Genomic DNA, 17,930 nt, shown 5'->3' with positions numbered 1-17,930 from the left:
CTAATGCAAAAATTGGATAATAAATAAGTTTGTATCACTAAAACTTTAATTAATAATTATGAGCTATTTACCTTTTAGACCCAATGCAAAATCTATCGATATTGATAACAAAAGAAAAAATTCTGTTAGAAATGCTTTTTCAGAATTTTTGATAGAAAACTATGGTAAAGATTATCAAAGTATAGTAGAAAAACATAGAAGTAGACCCAAAGCGAACCATTTTAACGAACACATAAATTCTGAGAAAGCAGACAAACCAATAGTAGGAATTATTGGTGGCGGTTTTGCAGGTTTATATTCCGGATTGATACTACAGTCTTTAAATATAGAGTTTGAAATATTTGAAAGTTCAGAAAGAGTAGGTGGTAGAATAGATACTTGGTATTCTACAAAGTATGATGCAAAAGATACAAACAAAGCAGGTTTGTATGGTGAAGTAGGTGGTATGAGAATTCCACAGTTTTCTAATGATATGCTACCAGTACAACAACTTGCTTTGTCTGTAAATGCAGTTCTAAAAAGAAACGATTTAGAAGATACCATGTTAATTTGGAGAAAATTCTATTACAATTCTCCGGTACAAAGATTGCGTTATAACAACATGAAAAAACCAATTGTAGCAGAAGATTCTAATCTCAATGCTTTAAATTTTGGTGTAGATAAAGGCGGAGATATCCCAATGGTTTGGGTAACTAAAACAACGTTAGGTTCAGAATCTTTTTTACCAATTAATAAAATTTTAGATAAAGTGAATGAACCTTTTATCACGGCAATTAATCAATCTTTTTCAAAAGGATTTAAAAAGTTAATGAAATTTGACAATTTTTCTATGTGGGCGTATCTAACTAATGTTTTTACACTTGGCGATTTAGGTGAATACTACAATCCTGCAATGGGAGAAAAAACAGCTCATTTACCTTACAATATTGCCAGTTATTTAGAAACCTTAAATGTTGGTACGGGCATGTATTCTGTATCTTTTGTAGAAATTATTTTGGCAAGTTATGATTGGGATGGTAGCAAAAATTCGTACGATGCCACAGATCAAAATATTTATATGATTACGATGGATAAAGGAATGCAACATTTTCCTGATGCTTGTAAAACTGTTTTAAATTTAGAGAAAGGTATTTTAACAGAAGACGGACAAAGAGCACAAGAATTAATTGGTATGAAACCGGGTTTAAATGGTAAAGTTGGGTACTCTCCAGATAATTTAACAATAGCAGCAGCACCACCAAAAACAGTTCCGGCTGCAGATGCTTCTGCACCAGTACAAGGTTCAAAATCTAAAAAGAAAGAACGTGTACATTTAGAACACAGAGTTACTCATATTAATTATGATGAAAACTTATACGAAGGTCATGGCGGAGTTAAAATGACCATTAGAAATCATGGTAAAACTAAAGAAAAACAGTATCCGTATGTAATTACAACATTGCCAAACGGAGCGTATTTAAACGGAGATTTAAAAGAAAATTTCTTTGATAATTTATCTTTTTCAAAAGCAAGAGCTATTAGAGAATGTAATTATATGCCGTCTTTTAAAGCTTTTATTACATTTAAAAAACAATTTTGGGCAACTTTAGGCGAAAGACAAGATAAAGGTTTGGGCGTTGCAGTGTCAGACAAATCGAATAGACAAATTGTATACCCATCTTATGGCTATGATGCAGAAGGTGGTGTTTTACAAATTTATTGTTGGGCACAAGATGCCGAAAGAATAGGTGCCCTTTCTGATGAAGAAAGAGTAAACGAATGTTTAAAAGGAATTCAATATTTATATCCAGAAGTAGATATTTACGAACATTTTGCAGGTTATAAACCAGAGGAAACAACCAAAACTTGGTTTTGGGATAATCATGCCAATGGTGGTGCCTTTGCTCTTTTTAAACCGGGCCAATTTAAAAGTTTATATCCAACCTTATTAACACCAGAATTTAATGGTTCTTTACATTTTGCAGGAGAATGTTGTTCTGTTCACCATGGTTGGATTGTTGGTGCTTTAGATTCTGCATACAACGCCGTGTTAAGCATTTTAAAACAAGCTGGTGCGCACGATAAAATTAAACAAATGGAAACTACATGGGGAACTTTATCAGCACCCGATGTGGCCTTAACCAAAATGAGCAAACAATTGGTTTAAACAGATATTTTTTTAGAATACTCCATAAAATTAGCTTCAAAACGTTTTAATGTAGCATCTAATTTTTCAGCATAAATTACAAACTGACATTTATGAATGCTTTGTGTAATAGAAATTATATCTGTGTATGGAGATTTTTGAGATAAAAAAGAAGCATCATCAACACTTAAAATTTTTACTTGTGTTGTGTTTAATCCTTCTAGTAATAATAATTTATTTACAATTTTAGGTGTTGAAATAAGAATGTCTATTCCTTCAAAAATTTCAGATTTTAAAAGGTCTATATGTTCTTTTTCATCACCAAAATAAACTCTTAAGCTTGTATGTCTTGTGTATAATAAAAAAGCATTGTACAGTTCTTGTGCTTTTTCGTTGTCTTCTACTAAAACAATAGCTCTTGGTGCATCACCTTCTTCTTCACACTTTAATTTATGTAAAGTTGTAAGTATTAATGTTGTTGATTTACCACTGTTTTCTGAAGCTGTACAATATAAATTTGCACCACTTTTAATGGCAGGAATTGCTACTTTTTGAAATTCTGTTGGTACAGAAATTTCGAAAGAAGTTAATTTTTCTTTTAAGTGATTGTGTAATTTTTTAAAAGGCTTTTCCATTTAAAATACTATTTAGAATACAGTTATATAAAGTAAGGGCAAATATACAATTTAATTCATGTTTGCTATCTATTAAATACCTTAGTTATCAATCGTTATTGTATTTTATATTTTCCAAGTAAAACTAATGGTTAGCCCTTTCCCTTTATCAGAATCTATGGTAATTTCTCCTTTATTCTGAGTAATAATTTTTTTAACAATAGCCAAACCAATTCCTGTACTTTCTACATCTTCATTAATTTTTAATTGACTAAAGATTTTAAAGATTTTATCGTGGTATTTTTCTTCAATTCCGGGTCCATTATCAGTAACACTAAACAAATATCCTTCTGTTATTTCTTTAACATCAATCTTTATAATTGCCTTTTCTTTATCGTTGTGTTTAATTGCGTTGCTAATTAAATTTTGAAAAACATGACTTAGTTCTGTTTCATTTGCATAAATATCTACATTTTTTTCAGGTAAAATAATGCTACTTTTATGCTGATTATCAACAACACTAGATACCTTGTTTAATAGTTGATGTATGCTAAAAAAGGCTTTTACTTTATTGCCTTTAGCTGCTTTAGAATACGCTAATAAACCATTGATTAAAGATTCCATTTTAGAAACAACATCTTTTAAAAGTTTTAAATGATACTTTGTATTATCATCTAAATTGTCTTTTAAATCTTCTTCTATAAAAGAAGCCAAAGAGTACACCGAAACTAACGGAGATTTTAAATCGTGAGAAACAATATGATTAAAATCGTCTAACTCTGTATTGTAATTTTCTAGAAGCAGTAAATTTTCTTCTAACTTTAAGTTGGCTTGCGATAATTTTTCTGATTGCAACGAAATTTCCTTTTTTTGTTTAAGAGCCAATTCTTTAGAAATTTCTAACTGTTTAAAAGAAATCGAAAAACGATTCATTAAAAGCATAGACAATAATAAAAAAGCAACAACATAACCAAAGTTTACAAAAATTATGGCGAAATCATTTTCATCAATAAAGAAAAATATATGAATGATAAAAATTGCAGATCCTAATAACATGCTTATCAAAAGTAGTATCGATTCAGATTTTTTTATAAAAATGACTTTAATAATTATAAACGCTACATACGTTAGATTTAAAAGCATTAGAACTAAAAATGGCATTAAGAGATATGTAAAGTAGGGTGCAGGTAAAATGATTGCCAAACTTGTAAGTGTCCAGAAGCTAATTTTTATAATTTTAGCATAAATAGCATGCCTAAATTTTTTAAAAATATCATTAAAAAACAAACTAGCTGCAGAACCCCCTAAAAATAAAGCAATGTATTCTATTCTAGTTAATAATAGCCAGTTGGCATTTTTAAAAAGGTGTGTAAATGGCGCATAACGATCACTTAAAGCCATATAAGACAAAGCAATACACATTATTGCAAAATTCAACACCGCTTGGTCTTTGCTCCAATACCAAAGGTAAAAAAACAAGAAAAAGACTCCAATAAAACCAAGGCAACCAATAAAAATCATATCGGCAACTATACGTTTTGTTTTCTTATCAAATAATTGTTTTGTGGGTGCAATGACTAAAGGTTCTGTAATACCACCTTTAGAGTGATAAAAGTTAGCAACTTGCAAAACGATTTCGAAAGTAGACTCGTTTGAATTTAAAGGAATAATCTGCGAAAATCTTCGATGCAAGGTTTCTTTTCTATTGGTACCCACAACACCTATCTCTGAAATAAATTCTCCGTTAATCCAAAGTTTTGAAGCAGCGTAAATTTTAGGTATATATAATGACGACGCAACTCGATCACTAGGTATGGTCACCGTTTTTGTATAGGTTGCAAAACCCAAAGAAGGTAAACTTTTTTGGTTGTTTAAAGTAAAATTTGTCCAATTTTGTAAAGAAACCTGCTTGTAAACTGCTGCAGATTTAACACTTTCTGGTGTTAAAAGTTGATTCCAATAAAAGTTCCAATCGGTATCTAAAACAATCTTATCATTTGCTCTTAAACTGCTAGAATCCTTAGCAACATCAATGTTCTTATTTACTTTTTGAAAACCATAAAGATTTATAAACGTACTTAAAAATATAAAAAGAAAGCTTACTAACTTCAATTGTAAAATGTTTGTTAAGATTGCAAAATACAATAAAGATTTTGTTTACTTTTTAAATAATTTAACTTTCTAAAGCCTAAGCGCATCAAACTTCACATTTACATACTATTAGCAATTTAAAGTGTTCAATTTGTATTATATGTATTTTAAAGTGAAGCATTCTTATTTTTTAACATAAACATTTTGATAATTGTATTCTACATATTGATTAAAAAGTATAATTTTAGATTTTTAAAATAACCAACACTACTTACATGAAATTTATCCATTTTTTATGTCTATTTCTGTTATTTACAGCTTGTAAAAAGACAGAAGTACACCTTACTAAAATTACTGCAAAAAATATTGCGATTGACAGTACCCTAGAATCATCAGCAAAAATTGATAGTATTATTGCACCTTATACTAGAAAAATGATTGGTGAAATGGAAAAAGTATTAAGTTATGCGCCTTATAATTTTACCAAAAAAAGCGAAAACAGACAAAGCAATTTAGGGAATTTAATGGCAGATATGTGTTTTGAAATGGCAAATGCGATGTTTAAAGATAAAACAAACGCAGCAATCGATTTTTCTATGTTTAACAGTGGTGGTTTGCGTGCAAATATTTCTATGGGAGACGTAACACAAGAAGACGCTTTTAATTTAATGCCTTTCGAAAATGAGTTGGTTGTAGTACAATTATCTGGTGCTAAAATAGAAGAATTAGTAACGTATTTTATAACTTCTAAAAGTGCACATCCTTTGTCTAAACAAGTTGCATTAAACATCCGTAAAAATGGTTATCAGTTAAAAATTAAAGGACAAAATTTTGATAAAAACAAAACCTATCATGTCTTAACATCAGACTATTTACAAGGTGGTGGCGATAGCATGAACTTCTTTAAAAATCCTGTAAAACTAACAAAGTTAGATTATAAGGTTAGAGATGCCATCATCCATTACTTTCAACAAACAGATACCCTAAAAGCCGCAATAGATAACCGTGTAACTTTATAATTATGAAAAGAAGAAATTTTATAAAACAATTAGGTGGCGCTGCAGCTTTGTCTATGGTAGATGGTTTGGTTTTACCAACACTTGCTACGAACCATAAGCGTCATATTACTATTTTACATACCAACGATACACATAGTCATATAGAACCTTTTGATGCAGATCACAGCAGAAACCCAAATAGAGGTGGCGTAGCAAGAAGAGCTACAATCATAGAAAAAATTAGACAAGAAAACAAAAACACGTTGTTATTAGATGCAGGTGATATTTTTCAAGGAACACCGTATTTTAATTATTTTGGTGGCGAGCTTGAGTTTAAGCTAATGAGCATGTTAAAATATGATGTTGCAACCATTGGTAATCATGATTTTGACAATTCTATAGAAGGTTTATACAAACAATTGCCCAATGCTAAATTCGATTTTGTTTCTGCAAATTACGATTTTAAAAATACCGTTTTAGATACGCATGTAAAACCTTATAAAATTATTGTAAAAGATGGTATTAAAATAGGAATCTTTGGCTTAGGTATTGAGCTTGAAGGATTGGTAGGCAAAAAAATGTATAAAGAAACAGGGTATTTAGATCCGGTAGAAATTTCGCAGGACATTACTAAAAAGCTTAAAAACGAAGAAAACTGCGATTTAATTATCTGTTTATCTCATTTAGGGTATTACTATAAAAATAATCCAAATAAAATTTCTGATGTAAACCTTGCAAAAGCAACCAAAGACATCGATTTAATTATTGGCGGACATACCCATACCTTTTTACCAAAACCAACGTTGGTAAAAAACTTAGACGATAAAAATATATTGGTAAATCAGGTGGGTGCTTATGGTATCAATTTGGGTCGTATTGATTTTTATTTTGACGAAAACAACAATAAATCTGCGAATGGCACCACTATTTTAGTTTAAAAAATTATCAAACTGCTTTACCTAGATATTAATAAAAAAATCAGTTGAAAAAATTATAAAAATTTTAGGTCGTTTAGAAAAACTTTGTATATTCGCACACCTTAAGAAAACAAGGTTCTTTTTTTACAAAAATGGTTACATTAAAGTAGCTTTATTTGTTGCTAAAATTGAACAAAAGGGGAGATACTCAAGCGGCCAACGAGGACGGACTGTAACTCCGTTGACTATGTCTTCGCAGGTTCGAATCCTGCTCTCCCCACAACTTGTTTTATACTTTTAGATATTAACAACTATTTTTTTAAGAGTTTAGATTCAATATAGAAATTGATCTTTTATCTAAATACCCAGTATCCTTTTAACCTGTCATGCAAATATTAATTTTAATTTAACAAACAGTTCAATTAAGATACGTGCAAAACAGTATATTTGATGTTTGGCAATCTAAAACGCGTACATATCTTACGTTACTTTTAATAAAAGCTTTACGTATTATTTTGTAATCCACTGCAAATTTTTATAAGATGAAAAAACTAATAACTTCTATTTTACTAATCGCATTTTTTTTTATTGGTTGTAAAGAAAATAGTAAGCTAGAAACTACGTTACAAACACATTTTAAATATGCAAAAGATAGTGAGCTATTAATTAGCGCACATCGAGGAGGAAAAGGCTATCCTGGATATCCTGAAAACTGCTTAGAAACAATGCAATACATTAAAAAAAAGATTCCAAATGCCTTATTTGAAATTGATGTAGCTAAAAGTAAAGATGGTGTATTGCTTTTGATGCATGATTATTCGCTAGAACGAACTACAACAGGGTTTGGTAGGGTAGATCAAAACAATTGGGCGGCAATGGCACAATTGCAACTTAAAGATGATTTTAAAACCACTGTTGATTTTAAAATACCTTTGTTTAAAGACGTTTTAGATTGGGCAAAAAAAGAAAACGCGATACTTACTGTAGATATTAAGCGAAGTGTAGACCCAGCAGAAGTGCTACAATTTATAGAGAAAAACAATGCGTTAAACCAATCGGTTATCATAACTTATTCTTTAAAAACTGCTCAAAAGCTATATAACTTAAATCCGAAGGTAATGTTATCTGTAAGCATTAGAAATATCGAGGAATTTAATAGAGCTGCCAATTCTGGTATTCCTTGGGCTAATATGGTTGCTTTTACAGGTACAAGGCTTTCAGACACCAAATTGTATAACCAATTGCATTCTAAAGGTGTGCAATGCATGCTGGGTACTTTGGGGAACTTAGATAAGAGTGCTGCAGCAAGAGGCGATCATCTTTATAGAGAATGGGCAAATCTAGGGATTGATATTTTTGCAACAGACAGACCTCTTGAAACTAAAAAAGCACTTCTAACTTATAAAAATTAAAATATGTACTTCGAGTACATATTATGTTGCGATAATCGATTTGTTTTATAAAAACCATTAGAAATGGTACCCCCTATAATTGCACTACAATGTGTTGCATACTGTATATTATACTTTGGTTAAAAGCAAAAGTTGTTACAATAGCTTATAGTTAAAAATTGATGTTACGATGCTAAAAAAACAATTTTGATGCGACCACGTAGTACGGTAGCATATGTGTAATAGAATTTATTGTCTTACAAATTACATCTTAAAAAAAACAACGTTTTATTGGGTTGGTACTTGTTGATTGTTTTACATCAATTCAAATACCTTTTTGCCTTTTATACAACCCCGTATGTGTACCTAAAAAATAAGACTTAAAAAAAATTAAGTATATTTAGGCTAACATACTCTATTTCAAAAGAGTACGTTATTAAGAAAAAGTAATGATGAAAAAAGAAAAACAACAACAATTTGCTGTACAAAACAAGCATTTACAGTACGATGCACAGCTACTAGAAAACGAAGTATGGTTAACAACAGAGCAAGCCATGGCGCATTTAAATGTTAGCCGAAGTACCATGTACCGTTTACGCAAACAGCACAACATACCTAGTTTTAAATTAGGTCATAGCCCAATGTATCCTAAACATTTATTAAATAAATTATTTATACACAAGGCATTGGGTAATGTAAAAATGTAAACGATACTTGTATCTTCTAAGTAGCGCGTTTTTAAAAAATTCTGACTTATGTGCGCAAAAAAAAGTGTTTGTACATAACTATTTGCTAGTTGTGCACAAACACTTTGTAAACATGTTTCTAATGTGAACCTATGCCATGTAGTTAAAGTACTGTAACCGATCCCATATAGGTACTTATGGCAGCAAAGTTGGTTGATGGTTTGCTAAAAGATGCCCAAATTTCTACATTAAAAGTTGCCATAAAATTGGGCAATGTTACCGTGGCTGTGGTAGCGCTTCTATCTGCTACAGTTGTGTTGGTATAAAACAAATTTAAATCGGGTGCATATGCCACTACCATTAAGCTATCGGTAGCGGTTGCTTTGCCTTGGCCGCTATTGTCTTGCCAACTAAAGTTTAGCGTTTGGTTTGCTGCTGCAGCCACAGCACCGCCATCAATTCCTCTTAAATCGCCTTTACTTATCAATACTTTTGGGTAATCCATGATAGCACCTTGTGGTGTATTGATTACTGCGTTTTTAAGATGGTAAGAGGTTGCCAAATTAGCGCGCGATTTATCGCCTTGTGCACTGCCAAAATAATTATTTAATATTTCTACAATCGGACTTAAAAACCCAATTACCGTTTTAAACTTTTGGCGTTGTTCTGTTTGTTTTTCTGTAGCTATATAATTACCCCGTTGTGGTAAACTACGCATTACATTTTTACCCCTCCATCTAGAGCCTACTACGTTACCTACTTTTCCAGAAAATCCGCCTAAAATGCCTTTTTCAAATGTTGCCATACTTCTTTTTTTTTATGATTAATAGATGCCAAACATAAAAGCTAAAGTACACATATACAAACACTTGACACTTGCTGACACGTATTGACACAAACTGACCGTTTGTAAACACTTGTGATGCTTTATGACCAAAATTGACCTATTAAGACACGTTATGACACATCTTGATACGTACTGACACAGCTACGCAAATTTTATAGTGGTTTGTTCGAGTTTGCTTCGGGGTTTGTTCGGGTGCGGGTAGGGGTTATTTTTAAAAAATGGACTTTTTACGGAGAAAACTGCTAGCAGAGTGGGGTAATGCTGGTAAGAATTTGGTTACAGTAATGTGTAGTGTAATTATTATTTTATGATTGCTAACTCTCTGTAAAGAAACTAAATAGTATCGAATTTAAAGTCGAATTGTATCGATTTTATAACGCAATACAAGTTATCATTTAAAAATATTAGTTTGCGTTAATTTAGGTGTTATTTAATTTTCTGTAATTTTTGTACTGATTTTAGTAATTAACTAAGTCAAAATTTGAATATTAAAAAAAACTATGAAAACTTGAATTTGATTTTATACTTGAAAAAATAAAACTACCTAAAAGTACTCTAGTTAAAAACACCCCTAAAGCTATTATTAAAATTGCTTTTCTTGTAAATACTAATTTTCCAATGAAAATTTATTTCATATTTTTTTTAGTTTTATCGGAATTAATAACGTGCTGTATAAAATGCATAGCCATCCCGCAGGGTGGCTATGCATTTTATACCTTGTTAGGCACTGGTTATTTTCCAACCTTTATTTTCAAATTTCTCTTTCGTAAACTCATTTGGATTTAAAATAAAATTAATATCCGATTTAAGTTGTTCTAATTTCGTGTTGTTTGGTTCATAGCTTAAACCTTTGTCACAAGATGCCAAAGCATTCTCAAAGTCTTTTAAATTGGTTTTATAATTTGATGCTTGTATAAATGCTGTAATTGCATTTGAGTGCTTTTGAGTTTTTGTAAGGTTATCTCCGTTGTAATAAGCTTTGTCAAAATGTTTGTTAGCTAAATCAGCTTTAGCAATTTTATCCTCCTTATAGTGGAATCTACTAATTCTTTTAGCCTGAGCAGTATATGTTTGAGCTAAACCTAAATTAGTTCTTTGGTTGTCTGGATCAAGTTTATATGCTCTTTCAAAATATTCGATACTTTTTTTAATGATATTAGGTAGGTCTTTTTTATTACCCACTCTGTTCTTAAATTCTAGAAAGCCTAATTCTATTAATGCCTCAACAAAATCTTTATCTAACTCTATTGCAGTTAAAAACTCTTTTTTAGATCTATCATAGAAATCTTCATAGATTCCATTTCCTTCTATTTTTCCTTTAACTAAGTATAGAAAAGAGAATCTTATATTTTCATTAATTAACTGGTTTATTAGTTCGATAGCAGTGTCATAGTCATAATTTGATATTGTTAGAGCCTTAATAGCTTTATTTGCTACGACTTTTTCGTTATGATTATTCGCTTTCGAACGATAGAATAGATGTAAACTATTTAATTCACTTTCATTGAAACTTTTCTTTTCTTGGACAAAAGTTTCATACTTATCTAAAATGTCTTTTTCATTATCAAGTTTTGAATATTGTTTTGTATAAATCTTGGCTAAATGAGGAATTGAATAACCAACTTCATCTTTTTCATTGTTTTGAAAATAACATAATGAAATTTTTATGAGCCTAGGAATTGCTTCCATGCCAATTTCATCAGAAGAAAATCCACTTATATACATGAGGTCATCCATTGTAAGAAGCTCCTCTTTTTCTGATAGTGAAAAAATGTAGAGTAAGGTCTGCTCAACCAAAGGTAGTTTGTCAATAGACCCTTTAAAGCAAAAACTAAGGATGTCCTCATATGCTTTTCCACTTTCTAAATTATTTAATACAACATTTATTGGAGTACCTTGTGAAAGTTGGTGAGATATTAATTGACCTGCCAATGGCATCCCTTTCGTGAAATCATAAAGCTCGTCAATGTGAGATTTGTAAAGAGTCGTAAAGGAATCATCTTTCCCAGAGAATAACTTAAATTGAGAGTTTAGGAAATCAGGAAATTCAACTTCTTTTTTGAATCCGGTTAGGTTGATTCTTGCCATAAAAAAATCCGCAAGAGTTTCTCGGGTAGTAAGAATAGCTTTGGATTTACTTGGAAAATTCTCAAGAAAAGAAATTAAATCAGAATCCTTTAAGGTTTCAAGATTATCAACTATCAGTAATACTCTATTGTTAGTTAGAAATTCTATTACAGAATCTTCTTCGTCTATACTGTCATCATTGATTAGACCATTGTTATTAATAAACTTATATATATCATTAATCAAATCCGCATAATTTGAAACAAAGTCGCTTATTAACTTAATACCCTGAGGCGTGTATTTGTTTCTTTTTGAGCTTGTCCAAACAATAAATTCGAAATTTGTAGTATATTTTTCGTTTTTCGAGAGTAATGAGGAAAAGTAATGAACGAAGGTAGTTTTTCCAATTCCTCCAATTCCATCAATTTGAATAATTCGATTGTTGTTATTGTTGAGTTTGCTGTATAGCTCGTCTAGGTATTCGTTCCTTCCAATGAATTCATTGTATAATTGGGATTGACTACTGATATTTTCAATTATACTAAACTTATTCTCTTTTAATTTATAAAAAAGGTTGTCTGCTTTAATTGAACGACTATTACGTCTGCAATAGACATCGCCCTTTTTAAATACACAAACATTAATTCCCTTCTTAGATTTCTTCCAACCTTTTTTGTGAAATTGACCGTCTTTTTTAAATGGAATAATTCCTTCATAAGGAATAATATATATCACAAAAAAAGAAGCATCTTCAATTTCAATAATATTAGAAACGAATTCAACAGGAGCGTCAATATATTCATCAATAATGTTTGCAATTACAGCATCGTCAACATTTTCATCACTTCTTTCGTCTAGCCCAATCCAGTCGAAATTATTATTTACGCCATAAATTATATAACCGCCTTTTGTATTCGCAAAAGAACAAATGTCTTTTGCTATTTCAATTTTAGCCTTGGTTTCTTTTATTGTAAACACTTCCTTGTAGTCTAAATCTGTGTTTTCAGATTTAACATTAAGGTCCTTAATTTTTTGAATTGTCTCTTGACTTACTAAGCTTAGTTTTTCTGTCATTGTCGATTTTTATCTGTACTTGTGCCTAACTCGTTATATAAAATCAAATATATTGCATTTAGATTTTATTTACTTGTATAACAGCACTTTTTTATTACTTAAACTAAATATCATGTAGTTATCAAGTAGAAACAGTAATCTATTTTGGCTATATCATTAACTAAATAATGCTGAAGTCTTAAGAAAGTTATTTCTACTTAATAGTTTATTAAAGTTCTGTTGAAGTTAGGTTCTTCTTTTAAATTTGTGGTAATAACGTTTAGGTATATGGAAAGTTACCTGTTTGTATGTGTAAATAATTGTAAGTAGGGGATAACGTTGTTTTGTTTGGTAAGTTGCGTGGTTTAAGTATTTAATTTAGTAAATAATTACCTACTAAAAAAACCTGTAAGGACTTTCGTAAGTAGGCAATAAATAATTTAGGGTGTTAAAAGTAGTTGTATTTTAATTGAATCGTTTTCACTTACAATTATTTCAATTTAACAGTTTCTAACTTTAGAATATTTTCTCTAATTTTTCCTTTATCATATTTTACTTTTTGATCACTTTCAGCTAATTTAAGTGTTTGAATTATTTTTTCAATAAATTTACTATAAGAGTTGACAAAAACACTTCTGTCTATGCTAAAATTAGGTGAAGAATCAACTAATTCAATTATTTTAGTAACAGTTGGATTTTCATTAATTCCCTTATAATCAGAAAAATTTAAATTCGAAGAATTTTTTCTAAATATAACATCTATATCCATTGTTTGTGGATTTAAAATTAAGTAAAAATTATTCTTATATTTTGAAAATTCTGTTTTCAACTTACTTAAGTCGTATTGAAATGAAATTAACTGATTTTCAAAATTTAGATTAGCTTTATCAATCGATGTATGAAATTTAATATAAGGTTCTAAACTGGACATAAATTCCTTAATTGTTTTTGTATCAATAGAGTTATTGTTAAATCCAACTACTTGATTAAAAATTCCACTTACCATTGATGATATTGGGTTTGATACAACTAAAGAATTTACAATAGGAATATTTATTACTCTATTTATTGTTTCTAAAAGCCGATTTTTTTTATTTCGCCCTAAATCTTTGGTAAGTATAGATTCACAATTATTTTTAATTATTTCACTAAAACTTATTCCTAATTCGGTACTAGTTGGACTATTTAATTTATTAATAAGTGCTCCTGAATAAGCGACTTTAATTATATCTTCATAATTTTTTATTTGTTCTTCAAATTTTATAATTTCATTTAATTCACTTTCAATTAATTTATAATTATTTTCGGAAAGTTTCTTTTGAATTGATAGTGATTGATTGGTTTGAGTTTTTATAATGTTAAGTATACTATCATTTGTTTTCTTTAGTTTATTCGTTTCTTTATTTAAATCTAAAAATCTCTCCTGTAATAGTTTGATGCCATTACTAGCGTTCTGAATTGAATCTAAATTATCTTGTGAGTAAGAAAGATTAGTAATCAGTAAAACGATTATAAATAAAATACTTTTTCTAAATAGTTTCATTTTTTTGGGTTTTAGTTAGTTTTCTAAATTAAATTATTTCAATGGTGTTAGTAAGGTTTCATCAATTATTTGCATCGGTATTGTATATGAAAAGTAGCGGATTTTTAAACACTAACTTTTCGTATTATAACTGACCTTTAATTTATTAATTTTCTTTTAATAAAGCGATTAAACCGCTATTTTTTATTTACGTTGTTGGCGGTTCGTTTTTCTATGTAAACAGTACGTTTTTTCTTTCAAAATTGCATACATTGTCCTTCCTTCTTTTGTAACAGTTACTTTCTCTTTTATTTCATTCAAGATTAAATTTTCAACATCACTATTTGTTTTAAATTTTTTTGAAAATGATTTTAATTCAGCAAGTTTTACTTTTTTCTTTTCCTTAATGATTTCAAAAATTTTAGAGGCTAAAACTGAAATAGGTTTAGAATAAACATCACTAGGTTCTGACGCTATGTTTTTTTCTGACTTATCTGGTTTCAAAAATATTTTAGTTTTTTCTGAACTTAATTCTTTACAAGGTACAAAAGTATTTAATGTTCTTTCAAAAGCTCTAATTAATGTTTTTAGATTATTCTTGTCATCTGTAATAAGTTCAGTTGTTGTTTTTGGTAGTATAGCTGCGCCATAAATTGAGCCCCAAAGTGAATAATAAATTATTGGGCTTAGGATTTCTTCTTTTTCATTGTTTTCTACAAATTTCAAAAAGTCACGACCTGAAGTAAATAAAATTGCTATTGATTTAAGAACTTCATTGTTGGTTGATGAAATTTTAAAACCGCTTCTTAAACTGTCGAATGATTTTAGAAGTTCTAAAAGATATGTTCTATCTTCAGATTTATCAAATCCTTTAATGTTTGATTTGAAATGTTTAGCAATGTCAATTAGTAATTCCTTTCTATTGATGAAAAAATATTCTATATTTTCAATATTATCTGCCTTTATAAAATATAATAAAGTTGATGTTAAATAATCTATTTCAGACGAATTTAGATGTTCTGGTGTTTTTATTGTTAGTCCATCATTTTTAAATTCTGGTATGATTAAATCGTCCAAATTCAGCTTATTACTCTTTCTAGATAAAGTGATTTGTTTTTCAATAGTGAATTTAATATCATTGAAAACGTCATTTACTTTTTTGATATAATTACTTGGGTATTTTGAACTATATTTTGAATTTATTGCACGTTTAAACTTTTCAATTTTAAGTAATATTGGTAAGTCAATTTTTGACTTACTTAAAATACCTTCAATTAATAATTCATAAACTGGTGTCTTTAAGATTTCAAACTTCTTAAATGAATTTAGTATGTCAGAAGTGATTGTTGATTCAAGCATAATTGCTTCATCAAGTGTTTCAGTAGATTCATAAAGAGAGTTTATTTTATTTATAATATCTAAAGACTTCTTTTTTTCAAAGACATTATCTTCTCCAATTTTATTTAGAAATAGGGACAGATTATTATTTAGAGATTTTAATAGAAGTGATATTTCTTGCCATTCTTTAGAAGTTTTATTTGAAAAAGCGATTGAACTACCTAAAATGACACCAAAAATTCTGTTTATTATTCTTTCTTTTAAGAAAGTAGTTGAATTCAGTTCTTTGTTTTTTGAAGGTAAATTTGGGTTTGGTAAAACCGTAACAAAACAATCTTCTTTAATTACAACAGAATTTTCTTTTGCAATATTTGCATACTTTGTTTCAATGCTTTTTAAGGATTTTGCTAAAGTTTCATTTAGCTCTTGTTCTCTTCTAAAAATTAATTTAAAGTCGTTAAATAGAAATATCGTTTTGTTGATTACCACAAAATTTACTCCCGTTTTATCCTTAATAATTTTATAATTTTTATTGTCAATATTTGTTTCTAACAGTATTGGAAAACCATAATCTTTATCAATTTCCCTATTATGAAAAATTGGTTTTTCATAACCGATTAAGAAATGCTCATTTTCATTAAGGAATGTCGTGGAAGCTCTTTTAAAACTATATCTTCTATTTGGATAATATGAAGTAGGTGATATTGATAATGTAGTAAATACACTATTGAAATCGTTTGAGTTAAATGGAATATATACTTTCATTTTACTTTTTTAAAAAGGTAAATCATCATTTACAGAATTTTTGTTCTTTTCATTATGATATTCAAATAGATTTCTGTCGATATTTTCTATAAAGGTTGATAAATGATTTGAATATAAAATGAATAAATCACGATAACTTCTAGTTAATGCAACATATAATGGATTCCTATCTTTTTCATCACTTCCGATACACATTGGGATGAAAACAGCCTCAAATTGAAGTCCTTTAGCACTATGATAGGTCATTAATTTAGGATTTTCGGTTGTAAAATCTAAATCCATTGAATTAGAACCATATCCTATTTTGGCTTCTACACCCCAATTTGATTTGTCAAAATAGCTTTTAGCTATTTTGACATCATTATTTGTTGGTAGTAATATGCCAACATCAGTATAATTTTGTGCCTTAACTACATCTTTTATATAATCTAATTGGTCTTCGAACGAAGAACATTCCACCAACCTAGGTTTATTAACTCCTTCTTTATTACATCTATCTTCCAAAGGGTCTCTAGATTGTGTAACTTTTTCTGCAATTCGAGCTACTTTTTTTGGCAACCTATGATTAATTACTAAATTTTCCATTGGAATATTAGTTTGAATTTGGATTTCCTCCATTGTCAAAAGTCTGCCTTTATTCGGTATGTTTTTGTAGAGTTGTTGAGCTGAATCTCCAAAAAGTATAAAATGTTTTTTAGCTGCATTTTGCAATTCAGCTAATTCGTTAGTATCAAAATCTTGAACTTCATCTACAATTATATATTCAGCTGATGCCTTATCTCTTCGATTTACCCATTCCCAATGATAGAGTACTTTAGATTCGTCAACTCCAATAGTGTGTATTCCATCCTCTATAAATTGTTTCAATGCTTTTGTAAACACGATAATCAAGTAGTCATTATTCCCTTGTTCTGAAAGTTCTTTTGCTCTCCACAATGCTAAAACAGTTTTTCCGCTTCCTGCACAGCCTTTTACAATAAAAGAACTGCTTAAATTTCTACGCACTATTCTTACTTGATAATCGTCAAGTTCAGATTCGTTTATGTACCAAGATTCTTTTGCCATATTTTTTTTTATCTTACTATTCTTGTTTAGCAATATGTTTCTTAAATGACTGCCAACTAGTTTTATAACATCAAATATATTGTATTTAGATTTTATTTACTTGTATAACAGCACTTTTTTATTACTTAAACTAAATACCACGCAGTTATCAAATAGAAACAGCAATTTTCTTTGGCAATATCATTAACTAAATAATACTAAAGTCTTAATAAAGTTATTTCTACTTAATAGTTTATTAAAGTTCTTTTGAAGCTAGGTTCTTCTTTTAAATTTGTGACAGTAACCTTTATGTATATGAAAAGTTACCTGTTTGTATGTGTGGATACTTATAAGTAGGGGAGAACGAGTTTATATATCCCTTGTTAGGTGTTTAAGCAACTAATTTATTAAATACAAACTGAATAGAAAATCCGAGAGGACTTTCGCAAGTAAGCTTATACTAGCAATTTTG

12 protein-coding genes and 1 tRNA gene are annotated in these 17,930 nt (G+C 29.3%); 6 read left to right on the top strand and 7 right to left on the bottom strand.

Annotated elements, in window-relative coordinates; genetic code table 11:
• Positions 1 to 58: 58 nt before the first annotated feature.
• On the top strand, positions 59 to 2,146 hold the full coding sequence (locus BXQ17_RS03385; RefSeq protein ID WP_077809287.1) for an NAD(P)/FAD-dependent oxidoreductase: 2,088 nt from the start codon (positions 59 to 61) through the stop codon (positions 2,144 to 2,146).
• On the opposite strand, the gene BXQ17_RS03380 is transcribed toward BXQ17_RS03385, so the two are convergent.
• The gene (locus BXQ17_RS03380) at positions 2,143 to 2,760 is read right to left on the bottom strand and encodes a DEAD/DEAH box helicase (protein WP_077809286.1); all 618 of its coding nucleotides are present in this window, start codon (positions 2,758 to 2,760) and stop codon (positions 2,143 to 2,145) included. The two genes, BXQ17_RS03385 and BXQ17_RS03380, sit on opposite strands and share 4 nt — an antisense overlap.
• Positions 2,761 to 2,865: 105 nt before the next feature.
• Positions 2,866 to 4,851, bottom strand: coding sequence for a sensor histidine kinase (locus BXQ17_RS03375; protein ID WP_077809285.1), 1,986 nt, complete (start codon positions 4,849 to 4,851; stop codon positions 2,866 to 2,868).
• A 254-nt stretch (positions 4,852 to 5,105) separates the two neighbouring features.
• On the opposite strand from BXQ17_RS03375, the gene BXQ17_RS03370 reads away from it, so the two are divergent.
• The 5 genes from BXQ17_RS03370 (at position 5,106) to BXQ17_RS03350 (ending at position 8,843) form a co-directional block, all read left to right on the top strand.
• Positions 5,106 to 5,849, top strand: a complete 744-nt coding sequence (locus BXQ17_RS03370) for a 5'-nucleotidase C-terminal domain-containing protein (RefSeq protein WP_077809284.1) — start codon at positions 5,106 to 5,108, stop codon at positions 5,847 to 5,849.
• 2 nt (positions 5,850 to 5,851) lie between these two features.
• On the top strand, positions 5,852 to 6,766 hold the full coding sequence (locus BXQ17_RS03365; protein WP_077809283.1) for a bifunctional UDP-sugar hydrolase/5'-nucleotidase: 915 nt from the start codon (positions 5,852 to 5,854) through the stop codon (positions 6,764 to 6,766).
• A 177-nt stretch (positions 6,767 to 6,943) separates the two neighbouring features.
• A tRNA-Tyr gene (locus tag BXQ17_RS03360) sits at positions 6,944 to 7,025 on the top strand.
• A 262-nt stretch (positions 7,026 to 7,287) separates the two neighbouring features.
• Positions 7,288 to 8,157, top strand: coding sequence for a glycerophosphodiester phosphodiesterase family protein (locus BXQ17_RS03355; protein WP_077809282.1), 870 nt, complete (start codon positions 7,288 to 7,290; stop codon positions 8,155 to 8,157).
• Between the two features lie 428 nt (positions 8,158 to 8,585).
• Positions 8,586 to 8,843 carry a helix-turn-helix domain-containing protein gene (locus BXQ17_RS03350; protein WP_077809281.1) on the top strand — a complete coding sequence of 86 codons (258 nt, stop codon included), beginning with the start codon at positions 8,586 to 8,588 and terminating at the stop codon, positions 8,841 to 8,843.
• 142 nt (positions 8,844 to 8,985) lie between these two features.
• Here BXQ17_RS03350 and BXQ17_RS03345 read toward each other — a convergent pair whose 3' ends face one another.
• The 5 genes from BXQ17_RS03345 to BXQ17_RS03325 form a co-directional block, all read right to left on the bottom strand.
• Positions 8,986 to 9,627 (bottom strand): DUF6266 family protein, encoded by a 642-nt coding sequence (locus tag BXQ17_RS03345; RefSeq protein WP_077809280.1) that lies wholly within the window; start codon positions 9,625 to 9,627, stop codon positions 8,986 to 8,988.
• 762 nt (positions 9,628 to 10,389) lie between these two features.
• On the bottom strand, positions 10,390 to 12,810 hold the full coding sequence (locus tag BXQ17_RS03340) for an ATP-binding protein (protein WP_077809279.1): 2,421 nt from the start codon (positions 12,808 to 12,810) through the stop codon (positions 10,390 to 10,392).
• 469 nt (positions 12,811 to 13,279) lie between these two features.
• Positions 13,280 to 14,332: a hypothetical protein gene (locus BXQ17_RS03335; protein WP_077809278.1), complete on the bottom strand. Its 1,053-nt coding sequence runs from the start codon at positions 14,330 to 14,332 to the stop codon at positions 13,280 to 13,282.
• A gap of 183 nt (positions 14,333 to 14,515) precedes the next feature.
• Positions 14,516 to 16,414: a hypothetical protein gene (locus tag BXQ17_RS03330; protein ID WP_077809277.1), complete on the bottom strand. Its 1,899-nt coding sequence runs from the start codon at positions 16,412 to 16,414 to the stop codon at positions 14,516 to 14,518.
• A 9-nt stretch (positions 16,415 to 16,423) separates the two neighbouring features.
• Positions 16,424 to 17,479: a 3'-5' exonuclease gene (locus BXQ17_RS03325; RefSeq protein ID WP_077809276.1), complete on the bottom strand. Its 1,056-nt coding sequence runs from the start codon at positions 17,477 to 17,479 to the stop codon at positions 16,424 to 16,426.
• Positions 17,480 to 17,930: the final 451 nt, after the last annotated feature.

The organism is Polaribacter sp. BM10 (assembly GCF_002005425.1).
Lineage (GTDB): Bacteria > Bacteroidota > Bacteroidia > Flavobacteriales > Flavobacteriaceae > Polaribacter > Polaribacter marinaquae.
Note: the sequence above shows the minus strand (reverse complement) of the source record. Positions and strands in the feature narration are given on the sequence as shown.